Origin of the sequence: Chitinophaga sp. CF118 (assembly GCF_900112615.1) — a bacterium.
In the GTDB taxonomy this organism is placed as follows: Bacteria; Bacteroidota; Bacteroidia; order Chitinophagales; family Chitinophagaceae; genus Chitinophaga.
The window spans coordinates 1,108,505-1,130,784 of sequence record NZ_FOMK01000001.1 but is presented as its reverse complement, the minus strand read 5'-3'; the positions used below and the strand labels follow the sequence as shown (position 1 = coordinate 1,130,784).

21 protein-coding genes are annotated in these 22,280 nt (G+C 41.0%); 16 read left to right on the top strand and 5 right to left on the bottom strand.

Annotation, left to right across the window (positions count from 1 at the left end; translation table 11 throughout):
- Window positions 1-2: 2 nt before the first annotated feature.
- From BM176_RS04430 to BM176_RS04370, 13 genes are all read left to right on the top strand, one after another.
- On the top strand, window positions 3-923 hold the full coding sequence (locus BM176_RS04430) for a glycoside hydrolase family 43 protein (RefSeq protein ID WP_090099940.1): 921 nt from the start codon (window positions 3-5) through the stop codon (window positions 921-923).
- A gap of 60 nt (window positions 924-983) precedes the next feature.
- Entirely contained in the window at window positions 984-1,826 is an 843-nt protein-coding gene (locus BM176_RS04425; RefSeq protein WP_090099938.1) for an aldo/keto reductase, read from the top strand.
- A gap of 152 nt (window positions 1,827-1,978) precedes the next feature.
- Window positions 1,979-2,347, top strand: coding sequence for a hypothetical protein (locus BM176_RS04420; protein WP_143097704.1), 369 nt, complete (start codon window positions 1,979-1,981; stop codon window positions 2,345-2,347).
- 198 nt (window positions 2,348-2,545) lie between these two features.
- Complete coding sequence (locus BM176_RS04415; protein WP_090099934.1) at window positions 2,546-3,862, top strand: sugar porter family MFS transporter; 1,317 nt, start codon at window positions 2,546-2,548, stop codon at window positions 3,860-3,862.
- Between the two features lie 95 nt (window positions 3,863-3,957).
- Complete coding sequence (locus tag BM176_RS04410; RefSeq protein WP_090099932.1) at window positions 3,958-5,091, top strand: TlpA disulfide reductase family protein; 1,134 nt, start codon at window positions 3,958-3,960, stop codon at window positions 5,089-5,091.
- 65 nt (window positions 5,092-5,156) lie between these two features.
- Complete coding sequence (locus BM176_RS04405) at window positions 5,157-5,498, top strand: cupin domain-containing protein (RefSeq protein ID WP_090099930.1); 342 nt, start codon at window positions 5,157-5,159, stop codon at window positions 5,496-5,498.
- A 56-nt stretch (window positions 5,499-5,554) separates the two neighbouring features.
- Window positions 5,555-6,061 (top strand): ferritin, encoded by a 507-nt coding sequence (locus BM176_RS04400; RefSeq protein ID WP_090099928.1) that lies wholly within the window; start codon window positions 5,555-5,557, stop codon window positions 6,059-6,061.
- A 200-nt stretch (window positions 6,062-6,261) separates the two neighbouring features.
- Entirely contained in the window at window positions 6,262-6,891 is a 630-nt protein-coding gene (locus BM176_RS04395) for an RNA polymerase sigma-70 factor (RefSeq protein WP_090099926.1), read from the top strand.
- Between the two features lie 94 nt (window positions 6,892-6,985).
- A complete protein-coding gene (locus BM176_RS04390) occupies window positions 6,986-8,047 on the top strand; it encodes a FecR family protein (RefSeq protein ID WP_177230294.1) in 1,062 nt (353 codons plus the stop codon).
- Window positions 8,048-8,375: 328 nt separating this feature from the next.
- Window positions 8,376-11,933, top strand: coding sequence for a SusC/RagA family TonB-linked outer membrane protein (locus tag BM176_RS04385; protein ID WP_090099922.1), 3,558 nt, complete (start codon window positions 8,376-8,378; stop codon window positions 11,931-11,933).
- A gap of 33 nt (window positions 11,934-11,966) precedes the next feature.
- Window positions 11,967-13,628, top strand: coding sequence for a SusD/RagB family nutrient-binding outer membrane lipoprotein (locus BM176_RS04380; RefSeq protein WP_090099920.1), 1,662 nt, complete (start codon window positions 11,967-11,969; stop codon window positions 13,626-13,628).
- Window positions 13,629-13,738: 110 nt separating this feature from the next.
- Window positions 13,739-14,776 carry a sialidase family protein gene (locus BM176_RS04375; RefSeq protein WP_090099918.1) on the top strand — a complete coding sequence of 346 codons (1,038 nt, stop codon included), beginning with the start codon at window positions 13,739-13,741 and terminating at the stop codon, window positions 14,774-14,776.
- Window position 14,777: 1 nt separating this feature from the next.
- Window positions 14,778-15,278, top strand: coding sequence for a DinB family protein (locus BM176_RS04370; protein ID WP_090099916.1), 501 nt, complete (start codon window positions 14,778-14,780; stop codon window positions 15,276-15,278).
- 136 nt (window positions 15,279-15,414) lie between these two features.
- Here the strand turns inward: BM176_RS04370 and dinB are convergent, their stop codons facing one another.
- Both dinB and BM176_RS04360 read right to left on the bottom strand, forming a co-directional pair.
- The gene (gene dinB / locus BM176_RS04365) at window positions 15,415-16,524 is read right to left on the bottom strand and encodes a DNA polymerase IV (protein WP_090099914.1); all 1,110 of its coding nucleotides are present in this window, start codon (window positions 16,522-16,524) and stop codon (window positions 15,415-15,417) included.
- A gap of 89 nt (window positions 16,525-16,613) precedes the next feature.
- Complete coding sequence (locus BM176_RS04360; protein WP_090099912.1) at window positions 16,614-17,123, bottom strand: DinB family protein; 510 nt, start codon at window positions 17,121-17,123, stop codon at window positions 16,614-16,616.
- A gap of 131 nt (window positions 17,124-17,254) precedes the next feature.
- On the opposite strand from BM176_RS04360, the gene BM176_RS04355 reads away from it, so the two are divergent.
- Together BM176_RS04355 and BM176_RS04350 are read left to right on the top strand one after the other, a co-directional pair.
- On the top strand, window positions 17,255-18,175 hold the full coding sequence (locus tag BM176_RS04355; protein ID WP_090099910.1) for an endonuclease/exonuclease/phosphatase family protein: 921 nt from the start codon (window positions 17,255-17,257) through the stop codon (window positions 18,173-18,175).
- Window positions 18,176-18,386: 211 nt separating this feature from the next.
- Window positions 18,387-18,758, top strand: a complete 372-nt coding sequence (locus BM176_RS04350) for a hypothetical protein (RefSeq protein ID WP_090099908.1) — start codon at window positions 18,387-18,389, stop codon at window positions 18,756-18,758.
- Between the two features lie 96 nt (window positions 18,759-18,854).
- Here the strand turns inward: BM176_RS04350 and BM176_RS04345 are convergent, their stop codons facing one another.
- Both BM176_RS04345 and BM176_RS04340 read right to left on the bottom strand, forming a co-directional pair.
- The gene (locus BM176_RS04345; RefSeq protein ID WP_090099906.1) at window positions 18,855-19,952 is read right to left on the bottom strand and encodes a serine hydrolase domain-containing protein; all 1,098 of its coding nucleotides are present in this window, start codon (window positions 19,950-19,952) and stop codon (window positions 18,855-18,857) included.
- 148 nt (window positions 19,953-20,100) lie between these two features.
- Window positions 20,101-20,538: a MarR family winged helix-turn-helix transcriptional regulator gene (locus BM176_RS04340; protein WP_090099904.1), complete on the bottom strand. Its 438-nt coding sequence runs from the start codon at window positions 20,536-20,538 to the stop codon at window positions 20,101-20,103.
- Window positions 20,539-20,665: 127 nt separating this feature from the next.
- On the opposite strand from BM176_RS04340, the gene BM176_RS04335 reads away from it, so the two are divergent.
- Window positions 20,666-21,919 carry an MFS transporter gene (locus BM176_RS04335; protein WP_090099902.1) on the top strand — a complete coding sequence of 418 codons (1,254 nt, stop codon included), beginning with the start codon at window positions 20,666-20,668 and terminating at the stop codon, window positions 21,917-21,919.
- Here BM176_RS04335 and BM176_RS04330 read toward each other — a convergent pair.
- Window positions 21,916-22,266: a DUF1801 domain-containing protein gene (locus BM176_RS04330; RefSeq protein WP_090099900.1), complete on the bottom strand. Its 351-nt coding sequence runs from the start codon at window positions 22,264-22,266 to the stop codon at window positions 21,916-21,918. The genes BM176_RS04335 and BM176_RS04330 overlap by 4 nt on opposite strands.
- Between the last annotated feature and the right edge of the window lie 14 nt (window positions 22,267-22,280).

Genomic DNA, 22,280 nt, shown 5'->3' with positions numbered 1-22,280 from the left:
ACATGAAAAGAAGTTTCTTAAGTATACTGGCCATCTTCATTACCATATTTTCTGCTACCGCGCAGAATGTGTATGTGTTTGCTTATTTCAGAGGAAATGGTGAAGACGGGCTACACCTGGCTTATAGTAAAGATGGGTATAAGTGGACAGCCTTAAAAAATGATCAGTCCTTTCTGACTCCTACGGTCAGTAATGATAAACTGATGCGTGATCCCTGTATCATCAGGGGTGGAGATGGACTGTTTCATATGGTATGGACTGTTAGCTGGAATGATAAGGGAATCGGACATGCCAGTTCAAAAGATTTGATTCACTGGTCGCAGCAGGAATACTTGCCAGTAATGGACCAGGAAGCCGGTGCACGAAACTGCTGGGCTCCTGAAATTACTTATGATAAGAAAACCGGTACCTACATGATTTACTGGGCTACCACTATTACCGGTAAATACCAGGAAACCGCTTCCGGAAAGGAGAGTGGTTACAACCACAGGTTGTATTATGTTACCACCAAAGATTTTAAAACGTATACGCCCACTCAACTTTTGTACGATCCAGGATTTAATGTGATTGATGCGACTATTGTAAAAGCAGGCAAAAAATTCATGATGGTAATGAAGGATGAGACGATAGAACCGGCACAGAAAAACCTGCGACTTGCATACAGTGACAAACTTACAGGTCCTTATAGCAAAGCTGGCATTCCCATTACCGGGAAATACTGGGCAGAAGGTCCTACAACATTGCAATTGGGCAAGGAGTGGCTGGTGTATTTTGACCGGTATACGGATCATCGTTATGGTGCCATTATGTCTACAGATCTGGAACACTGGAAAGATGTGTCTGATAAGATCAGTTTGCCCACTGGCATCCGTCATGGAACTATCTTTAAAATTAGTAATGAGGAATTACGGGCAATTAAATAACCTTTGGCATGTATAATGCAGCAGTAGCTGAAAGGATTTTTTAAACTTAATTGCTTAAAGATGAAAACTAAACAATCGTTGACATTTAAATTAGGAGGTCAGCTTGAAATCAATCGTCTTGGTTATGGAGGAATGCAGTTAACCGGAACTGGTGTATTTGGAGATGTAGCTGATCGTGAGAATGCGAAAAAAGTATTGCAAAAAGCTGTTGAGCAAGGCGTGAATTTTATTGATACAGCTGAAGCATATGGTCCTAAAACCAATGAAGTGCTGATAGCAGATGCTTTGTATCCTTATAAAAAGGATGTGGTGATTGCTACCAAAGGAGGTTTTGAACGTCCCGGTCCTGGTCAATGGATAGCTAATGGAACGCCGGCGTTTATCCGCGAAAATATAGAAGGTAGTTTGAAACGCCTGAAAGTGGATACAATAGATCTGTGGCAATTGCATCGTTTTGATCCGAAGGTGCCGGTAGAAGAAACGCTTGCTCCTGTAGTGGAAGCTGTGAAAGCAGGTAAGATCAGATATGTGGGTTTATCTGAGGTAAACATTACACAGATAGAGCAGGCTGAGAAAATATTGCCTATTGTATCTGTGCAGAATTTATACAATCTGGGTAACAGGCAATGGGAAGAGGTTGTGGATTACACTGCAAAGCGTAATATGGCATTTATTCCCTGGTATCCGCTTGCTTCCGGCCCGGATAAACTGGCAGATAAGATTAACAAAATAGCGGCTAAACATGGAGCTGTAACATCGCAGATAGCATTGGCCTGGTTACTGAAAAGATCTGCCAATATTCTGCTGATTCCTGGCACTAAATCATTGGAGCATCTGAAGGAAAATATGGCGGCTGCAAACATCGAATTATCTGAAGAAGAATTTACAGAATTATCGAAATAATTTTGTTTGATCTTGTATAAAGGTTGGTCTGTTAAAGGCCAACCTTTTTTTATAGATGGATTTAAAACAGACAAAATAAATTAAGCATAAACGAAGAAATAATTATACATTTAGTATGATATAATTTTAAACCCAACCCACAATCCCATCAAATGAAAGCACTGTTATCCTTTGCATTAGTATGCACGTTTTTCTCAATGTCCAGCTTTACGGTTGTTAATCACCGTACACACAAAGTTCTTAAAGCACCATTAACTATTTCGTCATGGCCTTTAACGGGTGATGTCCAAACTTCTCAGGGTATAATGACTTACTCTATTTCCGGAAGTGGTCAGATACCTTCTTCTATTACTTTCTACAATTCAAGTAATGTTTCAGTTGGCTCTTACGGTTTCACTGCTACTGGCAATAGTGTGTACCTTGCTACCGGTATGAAAGCATCATTAAATATTTCCGGTGTACAGTTGGGTATTTACACTAATCAGGCAGGTTATACACTGGATTTCTACAGTCCGTATTAACCTTTTTGTTTAAAGTTAAAAAGTTTTTGAAGCCGGTCTGAAAAGACTGGCTTTTCTTTTTATAAGAGGAGAAAATATAATCAGTTATTGTATATGTAGTTTTTTATGTTTAATTTTTTCGGCGATAAATAAACATTAAAACGATCCACGTAACATCCACGGAATATTCCATACAATAACATCAATCAATCCTTAAACATGTTCTCTTACCCTGTTAGAATAGCATTAATCGCAGCGATAGGCGGTTTCTTATTTGGTTTTGAAACGGCGGTGATATCCGGCGCGGATAAAACGATAGAGCAATTATGGTTGTTAAACTCATTCTGGCATGGCTTTACCGTCGCCTCCAGTCTTATTGGTACGGTACTTGGGTCATTAATCGTAGGTACACCTGCAAAAATATATGGCCGTAAAAAAGTACTACTTACCATCGCTATTATTTATTTGTTGTCTGCCATCGGCTGTGCTTCCATTTCCACATGGCTGTTATTTGTATTTTTCCGTTTTACCGGAGGTATTGCAGTAGGTGCTTCTTCAGTAGTAGGCCCAATGTACATCTCTGAAATAGCTCCTGCACATTTACGAGGCCGGCTGGCTGGTTCTTTCCAGCTGAATATTGTGGGAGGGATTTTCATTGCTTATCTCACCAACTTCCTGTTTGTAGATTTGGGTGATAACTCCTGGCGCTGGATGCTGGGTATCATGGTAATTCCAGCCGGACTGTTCTGGATTTTGCTGCGTACGATTCCTGAAAGTCCCCGCTGGCTTATTCTGAACAACCGGGAAGCAGAGGCGATACCAGTAATGAACAAGCTGGAAGAAAAAGATGTACCCGGTGCTGTGCGTGCCATCCGCGAATCTGTAAAAGCTCATCAGGAATCTCTCTTTCAGAAAAGATATATGAAACCTGTGTTGTATGCAGTATTGCTGGCGATGTTCAATCAATTATCAGGGATCAATGCTATTTTGTATTATGCTCCCCGTATTTTTGAAATGGCAGGTTTTGACAAGAGTGCTGCTTATCTGCAACCCGTGTATATAGGAGCCGCCAACCTGTTGTTTACTTTGCTGGCTATGACAGTGATAGATAAGTTTGGCCGTAAAACGCTGATGCTGATAGGTTCTATTGGTATGATTGTATTTCTTGGGCTCACTGCTTATGCTTTCAGGGATATCAATACAGCTAACAGTAATGTACTCATCTACCTTATTGGATTTATAGCCTTCTTTGCCTTCTCGCAGGGTGCAGTTATCTGGGTGTTTATCTCCGAAATATTTCCTAATTCTGTCCGTTCACAAGGCGGTTCCCTGGGTAGTTTTACCCATTGGATTATGGCTGCTATTATTTCCTGGACGTTCCCTGTAATTGTGGAAGGTAGTGCACATGGTGGATTTTATTCTTTTGTGTTCTATAGCGTGATGATGTTGTTGCAATTACTCTTCATCTGGAAGATTATGCCGGAAACAAAAGGGCGCTCACTGGAAGAAATTCAGAAAGACCTGGGCATTGAATAGACGGTGGATGAATGGTGAGAGTGCCTGTATGGATGGACGTTCTACTTCATTAAATTGTGGTATTTTTAAGCTACAACGAAAAAATCTGAACCAACATGAAAAAGACACTGCTTTTTTCTCTCCTGCTGTTTCCCGCAGTACTTTTTGCCCAGAAGGGCGATTTTGTGCTGAAGGGTAAGATCGGTAGCCTGAATGCCCCTGCAAAACTCCTCCTGAGGTATCGTAATGATGGTATAGAAGTAAAGGATTCTGTAGAACTGAAGAATGGTATATTCGAGTTTAAGGGCATTACAGATGGTCCTACCCAGGCCATGCTGATATTGCAGCATGTGGTGCCTAATCCTAACCCCAATGAAAGGGATGCTATCATCTTTTATGTAGAAAAAGGAACGATTACGCTGAACAGCCCGGATTCACTGGGTAAGGCTACATTTAGCGGTTCTCCTGTCAATGCTGACAATCAGCGCCTGACAACTGCATTAAAGCCGGTAGAAGCGAAGAATATGGCACTGTATGCCGAGTATATGGCTACTCCCGAAGCTAACCGTCAAACGGAAGAGTTTCAGAAAAGTATTGAAGCGAAAAGTCAGGCAATCCGTAGTGATGAGAAAAAAGTTTACCTGGAATATATAAAAGCAAATCCGAAATCTATCATCAGTCTGGATGCATTGCAGCGTTATGCCGGTGGTGTACCAGACAACCTGAAAGAACTGGATTCCATCTTTGGCAAATTATCTCCTGACGTAAAAAGCAGCAGGAAAGGGAAAGAGTATGCTACCCTGATAACTAATTGGAAAAATACGTCCATAGGAGCAGAAGCACCTGGGTTTACACAGAATGATACATTGGGCAAGCCTGTGAATTTAAAAGATTTCAGGGGTAAATATGTACTGATTGACTTTTGGGCTTCATGGTGTGGTCCCTGCCGTGCAGAAAATCCGAATGTAGTAGCAGCCTTCAATAAATACAAATCCAAACAGTTCACTATATTAAGTGTATCCCTTGATCAGTCGACCGGCCGTGACGCCTGGTTAAAGGCTATCAATAAAGATAATCTGACATGGACACATGTTTCTGATCTGAAATTCTGGGATAATGCAGTAGCCAAGCTGTATGGAGTAAGAGCAGTACCTCAGAACTTCCTGCTGGATCCTCAGGGTAAGATTGTTGCCAAGAATCTCAGAGGGGAAGCATTGGACAAGAAACTGGCTGAAATATTACCTAACTAATAGTATATTCACCTTTATAGAAAGCCGCTTCCGACCAAGGGGCGGCTTTTTTTAATAATTAGACCATGGGAAAAGAATCTGCCATATTTATTGAGGATAAAGACATTACATGGGAATTTCCAGATCCGGGTATTCGCCGCAAAGTAATGGCATATAATGAACACCTGATGCTGGTAAGAGTTGATTTTGAACAGGGAGCAGTGGGAATGCTGCATGAACATTATCATTCCCAGATCTCTCATGTGGAAAGTGGAGCTTTTGAAGTACAGATAGACGGACAAAAGAAGGTGCTCAGGGCAGGAGATGCTTTTTATGTACCTCCGGATACAGTACACGGGGTTATTTGTCTGGAAGCGGGAGTATTGATAGACGTGTTTAATCCCAGCCGTGAAGATTTCCTAAAGTAGTAATTATTTAGCTAAATTTATGACGTTCATATCTTTACCCTAAAAAACGCGAATATATGTTATCACAAAGAATGCAGGAAGCACTGAATGTACAGGTAGTAATGGAAGCGCAATCCTCACAGGCCTATCTGGCAATGGGTAGTTGGGCCGACATACAGCCTGGTTTAAAAGGAGTTACTAAATTTTTCTTTAAACATAGTGACGAAGAAAGGATGCATATGCTGAAGTTGATCCACTATATTAATGAGCGGGGAGGTTTTGCCATTGTGCCGGCATTAAAACAACCGGTGTTAACTTTCGTTTCCCTGAAACAGGCTTTTGAAGAATTGTTTGCCCATGAGGTAAAAGTGAGTGAAGGGATTAATGAGCTGGTAGATATGTCTTTGCAGGAAAAGGACTATGCCACGCATAATTTTCTGCAATGGTATGTAAATGAACAAATTGAAGAAGAGCGTTTGGCCAGGGAGTGTAATGACAAGCTGGAGCTGATAGGGGATGATAAAAGTGGTTTGTATCTTTTTGACAGGGATATCATGACAATGGAGAACGGGGAAAGGAGATAGGGAAAAGAAATAAATCGAGAAAGGGCGATATGTTGTATTTCAGCATATCGCCCTTTCTCTTTTTTTTCATTTATATATCTCTTTTTCATTGTTTATCGTAGATAATATATATTATAAATAATTAATCCAGAAAGATTTATTATTTTTATTTGACATATACTTTTATTACATTGCCGTCTGAAATATAATGAAAATTTAGAATGCAAAAAGAGGTTAATATAAATGATCTATGGGAGCGCATCACTGTTGATAGCGACTCTAAATCATTTGAGGTTTTATTCCATGAATTAAACCCCAAACTCATTAAATTTTGCACATTGTATGTTCATTATCAACAAGTTGCAGAAGAGATTGTTTCTGATGTTTTTGTGAAATGCTGGATGGACAGGGCACAGATGAGGCAGGTTCTGAAGCCAGAAACCTATCTTTTTATTGCAGTTAAGAACCATGCCCTGAACTATAATAAGCGCTTTTCCAGCATGCAAATCGTCAATATTGACGATCATTCAGGGGGATCTCAGCTCATAAACAGTGCCTCTCCCGAGATGGAACTAGAAAAGAAAGAGCTGCTTTTCAAAATGGATCAGGCAATTGCATCCTTACCAAAGCAATGCGGGATTATTTTCCGGCTGATCAAAGAGAACGGCATGAAATACAAGGAAGTAGCTGAAATTCTGAACATTTCTCCCCGCACGGTTCATACACAAATGATGCGTGCCATGAAAAAGATGACAAAAGCCATGGATCCCTATCTGACAAAGAAAGGAAACACGGCTCCAGATAATATAACTACCACATTGCTTATATTGTTAATATTTATGAGTAATTAGGTTCCCGATGTATATGTTAAATTTTTTTTTAAAGCTTGTACGCATATCGCCTCTTAAAAGTTGTCCTATATACAAAGGGTTATTCCATCGGACAATGAGCGAACGTTTTTTTGAAATTGTTATTAAGGACCTGGCAGGTGACATCTCACCGCAAGAAGGCCAGGAACTGCAACATATCATGAGTGAGGATACTGTCTTCGCCAGACAGTATGAGCTGTTCCGCATGTACTGGGCTCAGAATCATCACGACTATATTGATGGCAGGCAGTTATTTGAGAATGTGCAGTCACGCATCAATAAGTTGGAGAAAGAGGCTGGTATTGCAGAGATGGAACCATTCATGGAACCTGTTGGCAGGGTAAGAAGACTTGGCTGGGTTTCAGGAGTAGCTGCCGCGGTAGCGCTACTGATTACTGCAGGTGCAGTGTTCTTTTATGTCGGTAACCGCAGCACATTGATTGCAAAGTCAACGGCAAAGGGTGAAAAGTCCACTTTCATTATGGAAGATGGTACCCGGGTTACCTTAAATGCAGATAGTAAACTTGAATATGCTAAAAGTTTCCCGGAAAAGAGCCGGGAAGTATATTTAACGGGGGAGGCTTTCTTTGATGTACATGAAGATGCTGAAAAGCCTTTTATCATTCATACCGAAAATATGAATATAAAGGTACTGGGCACAGCATTCAATATTAAATCATACCCCAATGAGGCTTCTACAGAGGCTACATTGCTCAGGGGAGCTATTGAGGTGACAGTACCTGATAATCCTTCGGAAAGGATTGTACTGAAGCCTTCTCAGAAGCTGATCGTGCATAATACAGTAAATCATGATTCGACCAAAACCAAGTCGGTGGCAGTCAAAAATGTATATCCTGCATTAACAACCATGACTTATTTCCAGCAACGTGATACTATGATTGTGGAAACATCATGGCTGCAAAATAAACTGGTGTTCCAGGACGAAGATTTCGAAAGCCTGGCAAAAAGAATGGAACGGTGGTATAATATCAGCATCCGATTTAGCACAACAGGTTCCAGGCAGTTAAGATTTACCGGAATACTGGAGGGGGAAACAATTGCAGAAGCATTGCATGCATTACACATGACCGAGAATTTCAATTACAGGATAGAAGATTCGACGATAGTAATATACTAAGAGGGAGGAGTAAGTAATTAATCAGTAAAAAATATCCTTTCATAAATCGTGAAAAGTGAGATGAAGATCCTATGCCAATACCTATGTAATACCTATGTATTTGCCCTTTCATTTCACCAGAAACAAAGTATTAACGTTTAAAATTTTGTCTATGGGAGAAGAAAGCGACAACTAAAAAAAACATGGGGATTACTCATCATAATCTTCGTGGAAAGATGCCTTATTACCTATAAATACTTTAATCACCTTTAACATCTAAGTTATGAATTTTTTCCTACGCCCGAGGGGCGTAAAGATCCCATACGGGCTCCTAAAGCCATTGCTAATTATGAAATTGACGTTTGGATTCATTCTCTTAATGAATCTGAATGTGAATGCTAATGTTTCCTCTCAAACCAAGATCACACTGAATCTCCGTTCCGCAGAATTTAAACAGGTACTCTCTACTATAGAAAGTCAGAGTGACTACCGTTTTATGTTCAGCAACAGGAATATCCCCAGTAATAACAAACTGGATATCTCTGTAAAGGACGCACAGATTTCTACAGTGATGGATATGATATTGGACAATTCCGGGTATACTTACCAGGAACTGGCTAATAACCTTATCGTGATAATGCCTGCGGGAGTAAGACTTAACGCTGTTAAAATAACAGGTAAAGTATTAGACCAGACAGGTGAAACACTGATCGGAGCTTCGGTAAAGATCAAAGGAACCTCAGAAGGGGTAACTACAGATGAAAATGGTGCGTTCACCATCAGTGTTCCTGATGATGCCGTACTGGTAATATCATATGTTGGTTTCAAGACACAGGAAATTCCTGTGGCCGGCAAAACCACACTTAACATTACCCTGCAGCCTAATGAAAAAATGATGAGTGAAGTTGTTGTAACGGCACTGGGTATCAAAAGGGAACAAAAAGCCCTGGGATATGCGGTTAGTACTATAACCTCTGAACAGATCAATGCTTCTGGTAACACCAACTTCGCCTCTGCCTTATATGGTAAGGCAGCTGGTGTTAAAATCACCACCGCTCCAGGTGGTGCTACCAGTGCGGTGAACGTTCAGATCCGTGGTATTAACTCACTGAACTATAACACACAACCATTATACGTAGTGGATGGTGTACAGATCAGGAACAATAATGAAACCGGAGGTAAAGGTGGTAACTCCGATGGTTATTGGCAGGATTCCCGTATCCGTGGTAATGGTATCCTTGATATCAACCCTACGGATATCGAAAGTTTAACAGTATTGAAAGGTGCGAGTGCTACCGCTTTATACGGTTCAGATGCATCTAGTGGTGTTGTGGTAATCTCTACTAAAAAAGGTGTTAAAGGCCGGGGATTAGGTGTTGACGTAAACTACTCAGCTACTGCGGAAAGAGTTGCTTTCGCTCCCCAGTACCAGAATGTTTACGGACCTGGTTACAGCAGATCTGATAATGTGTCTGTCAAAGCACGCGCAGATGGCTGGGTACCAGTAGGTACTGATGGTACGGTTCGCCCTAACTTTAACGCTTATGCGCAGTTTGGGCCAAAAATGGATGGCCAGATGGTTCCCTGGTGGGATGGCTCAATGCATCCTTATTCACCACAACCCGATAACTTTAAACAAATGTTCCAGAAGGGATACAATTCAAATTTGAATGTATCCCTTTCGAATATGAATGATAAGGCGAACTACCGTTTCTCATATACCCGCAGTGATTACAAAGGTATCCAGATAGGTGGCGCTCAGCAGCGTAATACATTTAACCTGAACAGTACAATCAAACTGCATAGCAAAATCAGTCTGGACGTAGTAGGTGGGTATGTAAATACCAGGATCGTTAACAGACCAATGCAGATGATGAACATTTTCAACTCTTTTGGTGGTTTCTTTAGCCGTGCAGAAGATATGGCGGTTGTATTTGATAAATACAAAACCTCTCAGGGATATAAATATGTTCCTTATGATAACACTCAGCTGAATCCGGACGAAGCACTGGCTTATAGTACCAAATATGAGACGCTTAACTTCGTTTGGGACCAGTTGCGTAACAATGAAACTGAAAAGCAGGATCGTTTGCTCTCAAGTGTTACCTTAAACGTTGACATAACAAAAGGTTTGAAATTCCGTACGAGAGTTGGTAATGACTTTACCAGTCTGAATACAGAAACCCGTCAGTATAACACAATTCCTGTTGCATTCAATGTAACCAACAGTACTGGTCTTTATGGTGTTGCCAAAGGTCGTTACAGCATTACATACGGAGATGTGTTACTGACCTACGCGAACGATCCGATGAAGAATTTCGGATACTCTATCAGCGGTGGTTACCAGACACGTAAAGAAACTTTCAGTGATCAGAGCTCTACTACCAGCGGTGGTTTGGTTACTGCAAACTGGTTTAGTATCAACAACTCATACAACCAGCAGTCTACTTCTGAAAGACGTAGTGGTCTGATAAAGTATGCTTATCTGGGTATCCTGAACCTGAGCTATAAAGGCTTCCTGTTCTTAGAAGGTACTGCACGTCAGGAAACCTCTTCTACATTACCTCTTGCAAATAACAGCTATTTCTATCCTTCTGTTAATACGAGTTTCATCCTGACAGAAGCATTTCATCTGCCAAGGTTTATCAACTACGGAAAAATACGTGCTTCTTACGGTCTGGTGGGTAATGCGCCTCCAGCATTTGAGTCTAACGTAACTTATACACAACGTCCTTTACCAACAACTACTGGTTCTGTTCCTGTATTAATCCCACAAAGCGCTTACGGAAACGAGAGCCTCCGGTCTGAGAAGAAAACGGAGACCGAATTTGGTATTGAAACAAAAATGTTCAATAGCCTGATTGGTGTAGATATCTCCTATTACAACAGCGTGGTTACTGATCTGTTAATGCGTTTAGCCGTTGCCGCAAGTAATGGTGCTACTACCAGGATCACGAATGTGGGAAAACTGCAAAGTAAAGGTCTGGAATTAGCTTTCAATGCTACCCCGGTATCCCGTAAAATTAAATGGAACACCCGCCTGAACTTTGCCTTCAACACTTCCAGTGTAAAAGAACTGGCTCCCGGTGTAAACCAGATCGTATTTAAAGACTTCGATCAGCAATCCATACATGTTGTAGCAGAAGTAGGACAGCCAATCGGTAACATCTATATCTTCCCCCGCGTAAAAGATGCAAAAGGGAATGATATTATCAACAGTGATGGGATAATGCAATTTGATAACACCAAATATGAGAAAGTTGGTAACGTATTGCCAAAGATCGTTGGTGGATTCTCGAATACAATCTCTTATCATAACCTGTTCCTGGACTTTATGCTGGATTATCGTTTTGGTGGTGAAATCGTTTCTACTCCGCAGAAATATCAATATGGTGCCGGTATGTATAAGAGCACAATGCAGTATAGAGATGCTGATAATGGTGGTATTCCTTATTATGTAAATGCTGCAGGTGTCTTTGTAAAACTGGATAGCCATAACAGTACTGCTCCGGGTGGTGCTACTGTTTATCATGATGGTGTGATTGTAGATGGGGTTAAAGCCGACGGGACTAAAAACGACAAGATTATACAGGCTGCTACTTATTACATGAATGCATCCAACTGGGGTGAAACTGGTGATGGTATGCACGCTGTATACAAGAACAACTATATTAAGTTGCGCGAACTTGTATTGGGATATAATGTTTCTAAATCATTTGCGAACAAACTGCATTTACAGAACCTTCGCGTTTCTTTGATTGGCAGAAACCTGCTGTATGTTTATAGAACAATGAAGAACCTGGATCCAGAAGCTCCACTGGGTGGTAGCTGGATGAGACAGGGGATTGATGAAGGGTCTACCGGTGCTACCCGCAGTTTTGGGTTTAGCTTAAATGCCAGTTTCTAAGAAAAAACAAATGATCTGTAAAAACTTTATTATATGAAAAAACTAGTGAGAAATATAGGTTGTGTTCTTCTGCTGGCAGTTGCTATGTCCAGCTGTAAGAAACAACTGGAAGATATGTATACCGATCCTGATAAAACTACCAATCCTACCATTGAAAAACTGTTTTCGGGTATGATGGATAATAACAGGGTTAGGCCCCAGTACTGGGATATGCGTACACTCCAATTCCTTCAAACCGGGGTATACAGCCAGAGTATTACTGGTGTTAACGATCAGTTTGTATACCGCCAGACAGATGGTTATGTACAGTCACGCTGGAATGATTTTTACGTTCCCAATAACTTTACAAATAACCAGGGTGATTATAACTCTGGCTCCGGCCCTATGGCACAATACCGGACTATTATGCGTTTGTATAATGCGCTTCCGCAAGGTGCAGAGCAGGAAAACGTGGAGATATTTACCTGGGCAGCGTACACCTTGTTACTAGATCAGGCTTCACAAATGGTTGATATGTTTGGAGATATTCCTTACTCCGAAGCTGGCGGTCTGGACGTATCGAATACAATCACCAATGCAAAGTTCGATGGTCAGAAAGAATTGTATGATTCTATTATGAATGGGTTGTTTCAATGCCAGGCTTATTTTTCGAGTGCATTCCTGAATTCCAGTGCAAAGGCATCTTTTTCTGTACAGGATTATGTGAATCATGGTGACATTGTGAAATGGCGCAGATATGCAAATTCATTAAGATTACGTCTGCTGATGCGTACTTCTTTTGTGGATGAAGCAACTTCAAAAGCTGCTGTACAGCAGATATTAGCTCAGGATCAACAATTCCTGCTGATAGATGGTAATAGAGTAGGAGATAATTATAATCCAGGTAATACGGATGTACTTCTGATGCAGACAACTGTTTATACGGATAATTTGTCGAGCGCATTTGGTGACCTGAAAATGCCATATGCAGCACCTGATTATATGCTGAATACATTGATGTTGCCTGCAAATGACCCTCGTATTCCTTTTATGTTTGATAAATTTGGAAGAACTGATGATAACAAGGCTTTCATTCCAAATAAAACTTATAGGGCAATGCCTGCCGACTGGGGTAGCACAACGCAGCTAGATAGTCTTACATCCTTTTCTACTCTCGATTCTACCACTTACCGTTATAACTCTAAGATACCTGGTGTGATGATGAGTGCTCCTGAAGTTAACTTCCTCCTGGCAGAAGCTGTAGAACGCTGGGGTACTGTCGGAAGCTCATTATCGGCCCAACAGTACTATGAATTAGGTATTCGTCAGTCAATTGCATTTCTATATTTCATGTATAACCTGAATCCAAACAAGGCAGAAGCTCTGACACAGCCATCTACTGCTGACGTGGACGCATTTATTGCCCAGCCAACAATTGCGTATACAGGTACAACACAGGAGAAACTGGAAAAGATATGGAACCAGAAATGGTTATATTTTGGATTCACGCAAACTCCTCAGGCATGGGCAGAAACCCGCAGAACTGATTATCCTAAGTTCCCTAAAACATATGCTTCTACCCTTTCAGGATATGAAAGTGCACCTTCCAGATTTAGATATCCTGCAAGTGAAATTTCTTACAACTCCAGTTACAAGGACGTACAAGCAAAAGATACCCGGGATGCGAAAATATTCTGGGATGTACCACAACCTTGATAATATAAAAAGATAATAAGGCAGGATTTATAATTTAGATGGGAACAAGGCCACAAAGATAACAATGCGAGACATCGTTATCTTTGTGGCCTTGTCTATTTAAGCAGATTATGAAAAAAGTATTATTGTCGTGTATTTTAACAGGCAGTTTAATGTCCTCCGTGGCGCAAACAACTGCCAGTCTTGTAAAGCAGGAATTTCTGATGCAGCATCCTCCCGTGCCTGCCGCTCACGCATCTACTATTACTCAACTGCCTGGTGGCCAGCTGGTGGCTTCCTGGTTTGGTGGCAGCCGGGAAAGTGCTCCTGATGTATGTATCTATACATCCGTATTTACAAAGGGTAAATGGTCTGCTCCTGCTATTGCAGCTACAGGGATTATAGATGAAAAAATACGCTATGCTGCCTGGAACCCGGTATTGATCACCACCAGGGCTAATAAACTGTTGCTGTTCTATAAAGTAGGTCCGTCTCCCAGGGAGTGGTGGGGACTGATGAAATACAGTATTGATAAAGGTCGTACCTGGTCGAAAGAAGAGAAGCTGCCTGATGGGATTTTGGGCCCTATCAAGAATAAACCGGTACAACTGGCCAGTGGAAATATCCTGCACCCCTCCAGCACTGAGAGTAAAGACGAAAAACAATGGCATATCCACGTGGAATTGTCAGACAGTAGCGGGCATAACTGGCGGAAAGTGGCTATAGATTGCGATACCTTTGGTGTAATCCAGCCTGCTGCATTATTCCAGCCGGGCAACCGGTTGCAGCTGTTGTGCAGAAGCCGGCAAAATGTGATAGTACAAACATTCTCTGATGATAATGGCGAAACATGGACTCCGCTCACAAAACAAACCATCATGAACCCCAATTCAGGTATTGATGCCGTAACAACCCAAAACGGACTGCAGGTATTGATCTATAATCCGGCTAAAATGGGAGCGGATTGGTCTGATGGTCGTAATGAACTTCGTGTAGCCGTTTCTAAAGATGGTGAAAACTGGAAGGATGTATATGAACTGGAAAAACAACCCAAAGGTGAATTCAGCTATCCGGCGGTTATCCAGACAAAAGACGGCTTACTACATATTACCTATACCTACAACAGGCAAAATATTAAACATGTAGTATTAAAATTAAAATCATACTAATATGCCAGAAGTATGGATGCGGGGACCAGTAGATGGTATTTCCCCATTGCTGCAACCCGTAGCACATACATTATTGCAGGCACAGGAAGAGATCCATGCACTGCTGGTTGATTTTTCTGATGCACAACTCTGGCTTCGACCGGCCGGAGTGGCGGCTGTTGCATTTCATTTGCAGCATATGGCCGGCGTACTTGACCGCTTATTGACTTATGCTGCCGGTCATGCGCTTTCTGATCAACAACTGGCATACCTGGCCGCAGAAGGACAGCCTGATGAGTTGTTATCCGTGGGACTGTTATTAAATAAATTTGATGACCAGATAGCAGCTGCTATAGCGAAACTAAAAATGACAGATGAACAAACTTTAACGGACGCACGAACAGTAGGTCGTAAACAACTACCTTCTACTGTAATGGGCTTACTGTTTCATGCCGCAGAACATACTATGCGGCATGCCGGCCAACTACTGGTGACCGTTCGCGTTATACAGGACAGCGTTTAAATAAAACATCATCTCCTGCAAGTATCTAAATTTAATGAGGATGCTTGCTGCATTTGAGTTTTTATGCTTGAAAAAGAAAACATGGCTTCAAGCACGATGTAACTCTAATTACAAAATCTCTGAGTCCTGTTTGAAACTACATATCATCGAACAGTGATAATTGCCCATTCTTATTCTCCGGTGGGAGTGTTACTTCATTAAAATTAGAAAGAGAAATACCCAGTAACCTGATCTTTTTATCTTCCGGATAAGTAGACAGCAGTAATTGTTGTGTTGTTTTTATGATAATATCCAAAGCATTAACAGGGTGAGGGAATGACTGATTACGGGTAATCTGTTTAAAGTCGCTGTACTTTATTTTCAGAGTGATGGTTCTGCCTTTTAATCCATATTTCAACAAGCGCTCATGTACTGTTTTAGCTATTTTATCCAGTTCCGCATTCATCTCATCTATAGTAGTGAGATCGTAGGCAAAGGTATCTTCTGCGCCCAGTGATTTGGTTTCACGATGAGGTTGTACTTCGCGGGTATCTATTCCTCTCACTATCTTATAATAAAAACCACCAGCTTTCCCAAAGTGCTGACGAAGATCCTGTTCAGATAATTTCTTGAGATCTGCTCCTGTATGCAATCCCATCCGTTTCATTTTATCTGCTGTAACTCTGCCTACACCAAAGAATTTTTCTACCGGTAGTTTTTCCATAAACTCTTCTACCGCAGAGGGACCTATAAACGTAAGGCCATCTGGCTTATTGAGATCAGAAGCAATTTTAGCAACGAATTTATTAACGGAAATACCGGCAGAGGCAGTTAGCTGTAGTTCATCTTTGATAGCCTGTTTTATCTGTTTGGCAATTTCTATGGCAGAGCCTATCTGCAATTTGTCTGTAGTAACATCCAGGAATGCTTCATCCAGTGATAATGGCTCTATCAGGTCTGTATAGCGGCTGAATATTTCACGGATCTTACGGGAGGATTCCTTATAAGCATCAAAGCGGGGCCTTACAAAAATAACTTCCGGGCAAAGCTGTAATGCCCTTTTTGATGGCATGGCAGATCTTATTCCAAATTTACGGGCTTCATAACTGGCGGTTGCTACCACGCCACCACGGCCTTCGGGAGAGCCTCCTACTACTATTGCCTTGCCCCTGTATTCAGGGTTATCACGTTGCTCAACGGATGCATAAAATGCATCCATATCTATATGGATGATTTTACGTTGTATGTTATTTGTTTCATTTTCCATTGAGCGCAGGTAATACAAATATATAATCCGGCACTTTAACCTGCGACTTAAAAATTCAGGACTGACCGGTGGCCAGTCCTGATAATTATTTATGCCTTAAATGCTGAGCTGTCTTCGTCTGCACTTGGTCCATAACTACCGGGAATAGCTACGTCCAGCAGGCGGAGAAAAACTCCTAACTGTGCTCTGTGGTGAACTGTCTGGCAGAATGCCATCCGGATTGTTTCTGCCTTGGTGGATGTGCTGATGATATAGTCGCCATTACGCAGTACCCAGGGCTTTTCCAGTTCTGCTTCTGTAGCCTTTTCCAGTTCTGCTTTGCCCCCGACAAATGATTTCTCGAAGAGTTCCAGCACACCGGCAGTATTACTGATGCCTGCAGGTGTATACGGGATCTTTGCGAAATCGAGTTCATCTGTAGTCAGCGTCATCGAAACCCAGGATGGTAATTCTGCAATGTGATTGGATAGCTGTTCAATGGTCATGCTTTTGGGGTGAGGTTGCCAGCTATATTTGTCGTTGGGGATGATGGAAAGCATTTTACGGGTCGTTTCAGCTTCCTGTTCCATTTCTTTAAGTAGTGCTTTAATGATATCCATGGTAGTATGTTTTTATTGATAACAAAGAAAAGAAGGGTAAGTGACAACCCTATGTCAGTAGGACAAAAAAAGATTAATATTGTTCAATAGCGGAAGTATTATCTTTTATAATCATAATAAACTTAATAGAAATGAAAAGATGGTTTTTTTGGGTGGTGTGTTTTGGCTTACTGGCTTACACCGCTGCTGATGCGCAGAGGATAACAGTGGGTACTTACAACATGCGGTATGATAATAAAGACGATGAAGAAGAAGGCAATGGCTGGAAGCAGCGTTACCCGGTAATAGCAGGTATGATCCGCTTTCATGGATTTGATATTTTTGGTACGCAGGAATGTTTGCGACATCAGTTGGGAGATATCAAAAACAGTCTGCCCGGATTTACGTTTATTGGTGTAGGTCGTGATGATGGTAAAGAGGCGGGTGAACATTCTGCTATCTTTTACAACACTGAAAAGTTTAAGCTGCTGGAGAATGGGGACTTCTGGTTATCTACTATTACAGATAAGCCCAACAAGGGATGGGATGCGGTATTACCAAGGATCTGTTCATGGGGGAAATTCAGTGATATTAAAACAGGTTTTACCTTCTATTTCTTTAACCTGCATATGGATCATGTTGGTGTACAGGCCCGCGCAGAAAGTTCCAAACTGGTACTTGCAAAAGTGAAAGCGATGGCAGGAAATATTCCAGTTATCTTAACCGGCGATTTTAACGTTGATCAGAACAATGAATCTTATGCGTTGATCAATAACTCCGGCATATTAAAAGATGCCTATGAAACTGCTGCTTTCAGATTTGCACTGAACGGTACATTCAACTCCTTTAATGTTAATGGTAAAACAGATAGTCGCATAGACCATATCTTCCTGACTAAACAATTCAAGGTGGAAAAATACGGGGTGCTGACGGATACCTACCGGAATAAAAATGAGGATAACAGTACTGCAAATACCGGCAATTTTCCGAAAGAAGTTTCTATGCAGAAATATACTGCCAGGGAGCCTTCAGATCACTTCCCGGTGATGATTGTTGTGGAATACAAAAAATAACTTTAAGTGAAGTATAAGTACTCATTTATTAAATAATGTGTGACACTTATCAGTGATAACACCATACTGTCGTGTATTGATAACCAGGTAGTTAAATTTCTGCTATAGAAAAACATCTATATTGCATCCAAAAATATAATTCTTATAAAACAGTTTGTACATACATTGTGTATATTTTTAATGTATTAAAGAGTTCTTTACCTTTTTACCTATGACGCAACAATTACAAAACAACACTGTTTTAACAGCAATTATTGGATTGTTACTTTCTTTAATTGTTTTTCTCGTAACCAGTTATTTTTTTACGAAGAGGAACAAAACAGACTACCGGAAAAAGATAGAAACAGCTAACAATGAAATGTTATATTCTATCAGACCGCTGTTAGTTGAAAAGAAAGTACCATCAAAAGACATCCTTGTTGCTGTACGTTTTTCTACAGCAAAAAAGTATGGCGTTGAGCAACATGATCTGTACGATGAGTTTTCGCTTACCAGCGATTTGATTAATGAAACAATAGCCAATGTTTTCTTAACGTCCGATGAAAAACTTGAATTCTGTAACTTATTACAGGCGATCAAGTAAGGTGAATTGTTAAACTTTTTTACAAAAAAATAGCCTGTATCAGAAGACCGATACAGGCTATTTTAATTTTGGTCTCTGAAGGAGATATGTAATCATTTAATCAGCCACTTTGGTTTTCATCATGATATTCATGAAGATGGTAGCTGCCTGTTTTGCGAGTGGATGTGCACAGTTCATCATAATCACATAGGCTCTTCTCTCCGCGCTGTCTATTAAAGCATAAGTATAAAAGGTGCCTGCAGATCCAATATGAAAAGAAACTGTTTTTTCTCCTATCAGACCATTATTCCAGCCCATTGCATAATCTTTCAGGCCAAAGTGCATAAATTTATAAGTATCCGCTTTCAGTTCATTATCCTGCCCCAGCAATCCATTCAGGTGCAGTTGTACAAATTTGGCATAATCTGTTACCGGCATGCTGAGATCTGTGCCCGGCTGGATAAGGTTTAATTTGTAAGGATTGTCCGGTAATAATGCCCTGATCCGGTTGTTTTCTACCCAGTGTCCAAAAGGTTGTGTTGTATCCTTATTTGAATTAGGCCATCCGAATTTGAACCGCATGCCCAGTTGCTCACCAATAACGTCTGTAACAAGAGCTTCCCAGGTTTTGCCGGACACCTTTTCCAGCATTACTGCTGCCAGTGAATATCCTGCATTGGAATAATGATATGATTGTCCGATGGGCCCCAGTGGTGTACTTCTCAATACATGCTGCACAAATTCTTTCCGCTGTTGTTCTTTTTCTCCTTCATACATAGGAAGTACGGCAAATTCTGATCCTTCTGTATAAGCAGGTATGCCTGCCCGGTGCGACAGGAGATCTCCCAGGGTAATATCCTCATAAGCCGGATTGGACATTGATAACCATGTAGGAAAGAGCTCGAAGAAACGGGTATCCCAGTTAATCTTTTTTTCTTCCACAAGGAGTGCCGCAATAAATGAAGTAACTGCTTTTGTGTTGGAACCAAGATGAAAAAGGTCCCTTATATCTGACTGTGTTTTGGTATTGGGATCGTCTATCCTGTGATGACCACTGGTATGTAATTCAAGGATGCTGGTAGGGCCTATTATAGCATAACTCATTTCCGGAATGCCATTTTTTATCCTGATACTATCTGCTATCTTCGTCAGTATTTGACCATCTGCTGTATTCATAATACAGCCAGTAATGATCAATAACCATACTTTTCTCATAGATAAGGGTATAAACGTTTTTCTATTTAGGAATTACTGTCAAAGGCCATATCATTCACATAGTTAGGAGCGGGCCTGTATAATGATCAACTCTATAAACAAATATAAATAATTTAATGCATATTATTAAAATGGAATAGGCTTGTACTTAGCCATTATATTCTGCAAGTCTTTGCAAGAGGGGGAGGAATGCTTCTATCAGTACCAGTTCTTCCGGAGAGAAGAGGTGGTCCATGGCTTTAACCAGCCATTCTTCTTTGATCCGGCGGGTTTCAATCAGATGTTGGGTACCTGTTTCTGTCAGGGAGATAACCAGTTTGCGCCTGTCGGTTTCATCTGCCACCCTATCTACACATCCTGCTTCTGCCAGCCTGTTCACAATTTGGGAGATAGCCTGGGCAGAAATTCTTTCCATTTCAGCCAGTTCTGAAGGTAATAACTTACCATGTTGATCCAGTAGTCCCATTGTGAGCAGTTCTGCATTGGAAAAGTCAGATGAAATGTTTTGCTTTCGCAGTTGCCTGATAAGACGTGTGACAGTGCTCCGTAATGAGGCCGCTACCTCATAAGTATTTGTAGATGACATATTTATTTACACAATATTAGCAAAGCTACTTTACATTTATTTAACAAGTAAAATTAATTTTTAGCCTGGCTATTATACATAAAACCCCTAACTTTGTAAAGTTACTTTACTAATTTACTTTAATACAATGTCACTCTTTCGTTCACTTAAACATTATAATTTTCGCTTACACTTCATAGGACAATCAATCTCTCTTATAGGAACCTGGATGCAAAGAGTTGCCATCAGCTGGTTAGTGTACCGGCTTACAGGATCCGCCTTATTACTTGGGTTAGTTACTTTCCTGAGTTTAATTCCCTCCCTCATATTGTCTCCTTTTGTTGGTACTTTCATAGACAGGCATAACAAATTCCGGGTGGTGAAGATCACCCAGATAGCATTGATGATACAGGCAGGCGTGCTGGCGGGAATGGTATGGTTAAACTATTACAGCATAGCCTGGATTGCACTTCTTAGCCTGGTACAAGGCGTTATTAATGCCTTTGACACCACTGCCCGGCAGTCTCTGATGATAGATCTGGTAGACGACAATGAAGACCTTCCCAATGCAATAGCGCTGAATTCATCTGTTTTTAACGCCGCCAGGTTGATAGGTCCTGCTTTTGCTGGTATCATACTGAGTTCTTTTGGTGAAGATGTTTGTTTCATAATCAACTTTCTGAGTTTTATAGCTGTGATCTGTTGTTTGCTGATGATGAAGCTGAATATTACAGTTGTTGCCAGATCTGAAGAAAATATCTGGATAGATCTCCGCAGAGGATATGATTACCTGAAAGAATCACCCGATCTGCTTTCGCTGATCCTGGTATTGGGAGCATCCAGCCTGCTTGTGATTCCTTTTACAACGATGTTACCCGTATTTGCTAAAGATGTATTTCAGGGAAATGCTACTACTTTCAGCTGGTTCGAAAGTGCTGCCGGTTTTGGTGCACTGATTGGCGCTGTGTATATGGCTAAACTGCGGCCTGGCAAAGATCTGAACACACTTACAATTGTATCGGGTACTATATTCGCTATTGCATTGATTGCATTGTCTGTATCCTCCACCTTGTTCCTGGCGCTGGCATCAACTGCTATCACTGGTATCGGATTGATGGTGCAGAACTCTGCTATCAATACCTATATACAGATGCATGCTTCTTCAGAAATGCGTGCCAGAACATTGAGTTATTATATTATGGCTTACCAGGGGATCTTACCGATTGGTAGTTTGCTGATAGGTTTCCTTGCTCATTATATGGGAGTGAATATGGTTGTGTTTGGAGAAGGTATTGCCGGTATCCTGATTGTATTTGCATTTATGGTGTACCAGAAACATATGCATCATAACAGCTGGAAACGGTATTTAATCATTCCGGTAAGACGTAAGTATTTCCGTTAGTTCCGGTAAAGCATAATTACTGCCGTCAGAATCTGGTTGATTGTTTCAATAGGTAAGTCTCTGGAAGGGTCCAGCAGTAGTATTTTCATCTTCGCTCTTTTCTCCGCAATCAGATCCGGGTGATCTATTAATTTTCCTTCTACGATTCCAATATAAGGTTGCTGATATTTCTTATGTACCCAGAGATAACAGCACATCTTTCCCTTATAACAGTAAACCGGCATACCGTATTTCCAGGCTTCCGAGATATTAACATCCTGTTTAAGGATATGTTCTCTTAAAAATAGTAAGCAACTTCTTACTGGTTCTTCTTTTTGTAAAAAATAGTTGTCAATGGGGCGAAGCATACAGGTAATATAAC

Coding starts and splice junctions, on each gene's coding strand:
- BM176_RS04330 (WP_090099900.1), bottom strand. CDS start 22,266: ATGCTTCGCCCCATTGACAACTATTTTTTACAAAAAGAAGAACCAGTA.
- BM176_RS04370 (WP_090099916.1), top strand. CDS start 14,778: ATGCCAGAAGTATGGATGCGGGGACCAGTAGATGGTATTTCCCCATTG.
- BM176_RS04415 (WP_090099934.1), top strand. CDS start 2,546: ATGTTCTCTTACCCTGTTAGAATAGCATTAATCGCAGCGATAGGCGGT.
- BM176_RS04335 (WP_090099902.1), top strand. CDS start 20,666: ATGTCACTCTTTCGTTCACTTAAACATTATAATTTTCGCTTACACTTC.
- BM176_RS04340 (WP_090099904.1), bottom strand. CDS start 20,538: ATGTCATCTACAAATACTTATGAGGTAGCGGCCTCATTACGGAGCACT.
- BM176_RS04385 (WP_090099922.1), top strand. CDS start 8,376: ATGAAATTGACGTTTGGATTCATTCTCTTAATGAATCTGAATGTGAAT.
- BM176_RS04350 (WP_090099908.1), top strand. CDS start 18,387: ATGACGCAACAATTACAAAACAACACTGTTTTAACAGCAATTATTGGA.
- BM176_RS04410 (WP_090099932.1), top strand. CDS start 3,958: ATGAAAAAGACACTGCTTTTTTCTCTCCTGCTGTTTCCCGCAGTACTT.
- BM176_RS04405 (WP_090099930.1), top strand. CDS start 5,157: ATGGGAAAAGAATCTGCCATATTTATTGAGGATAAAGACATTACATGG.
- BM176_RS04420 (WP_143097704.1), top strand. CDS start 1,979: ATGAAAGCACTGTTATCCTTTGCATTAGTATGCACGTTTTTCTCAATG.
- BM176_RS04425 (WP_090099938.1), top strand. CDS start 984: ATGAAAACTAAACAATCGTTGACATTTAAATTAGGAGGTCAGCTTGAA.
- BM176_RS04380 (WP_090099920.1), top strand. CDS start 11,967: ATGAAAAAACTAGTGAGAAATATAGGTTGTGTTCTTCTGCTGGCAGTT.
- BM176_RS04345 (WP_090099906.1), bottom strand. CDS start 19,952: ATGAGAAAAGTATGGTTATTGATCATTACTGGCTGTATTATGAATACA.
- BM176_RS04360 (WP_090099912.1), bottom strand. CDS start 17,123: ATGGATATCATTAAAGCACTACTTAAAGAAATGGAACAGGAAGCTGAA.
- BM176_RS04355 (WP_090099910.1), top strand. CDS start 17,255: ATGAAAAGATGGTTTTTTTGGGTGGTGTGTTTTGGCTTACTGGCTTAC.
- BM176_RS04400 (WP_090099928.1), top strand. CDS start 5,555: ATGTTATCACAAAGAATGCAGGAAGCACTGAATGTACAGGTAGTAATG.
- BM176_RS04375 (WP_090099918.1), top strand. CDS start 13,739: ATGAAAAAAGTATTATTGTCGTGTATTTTAACAGGCAGTTTAATGTCC.
- BM176_RS04430 (WP_090099940.1), top strand. CDS start 3: ATGAAAAGAAGTTTCTTAAGTATACTGGCCATCTTCATTACCATATTT.
- BM176_RS04395 (WP_090099926.1), top strand. CDS start 6,262: ATGCAAAAAGAGGTTAATATAAATGATCTATGGGAGCGCATCACTGTT.
- BM176_RS04390 (WP_177230294.1), top strand. CDS start 6,986: ATGAGCGAACGTTTTTTTGAAATTGTTATTAAGGACCTGGCAGGTGAC.
- dinB (WP_090099914.1), bottom strand. CDS start 16,524: ATGGAAAATGAAACAAATAACATACAACGTAAAATCATCCATATAGAT.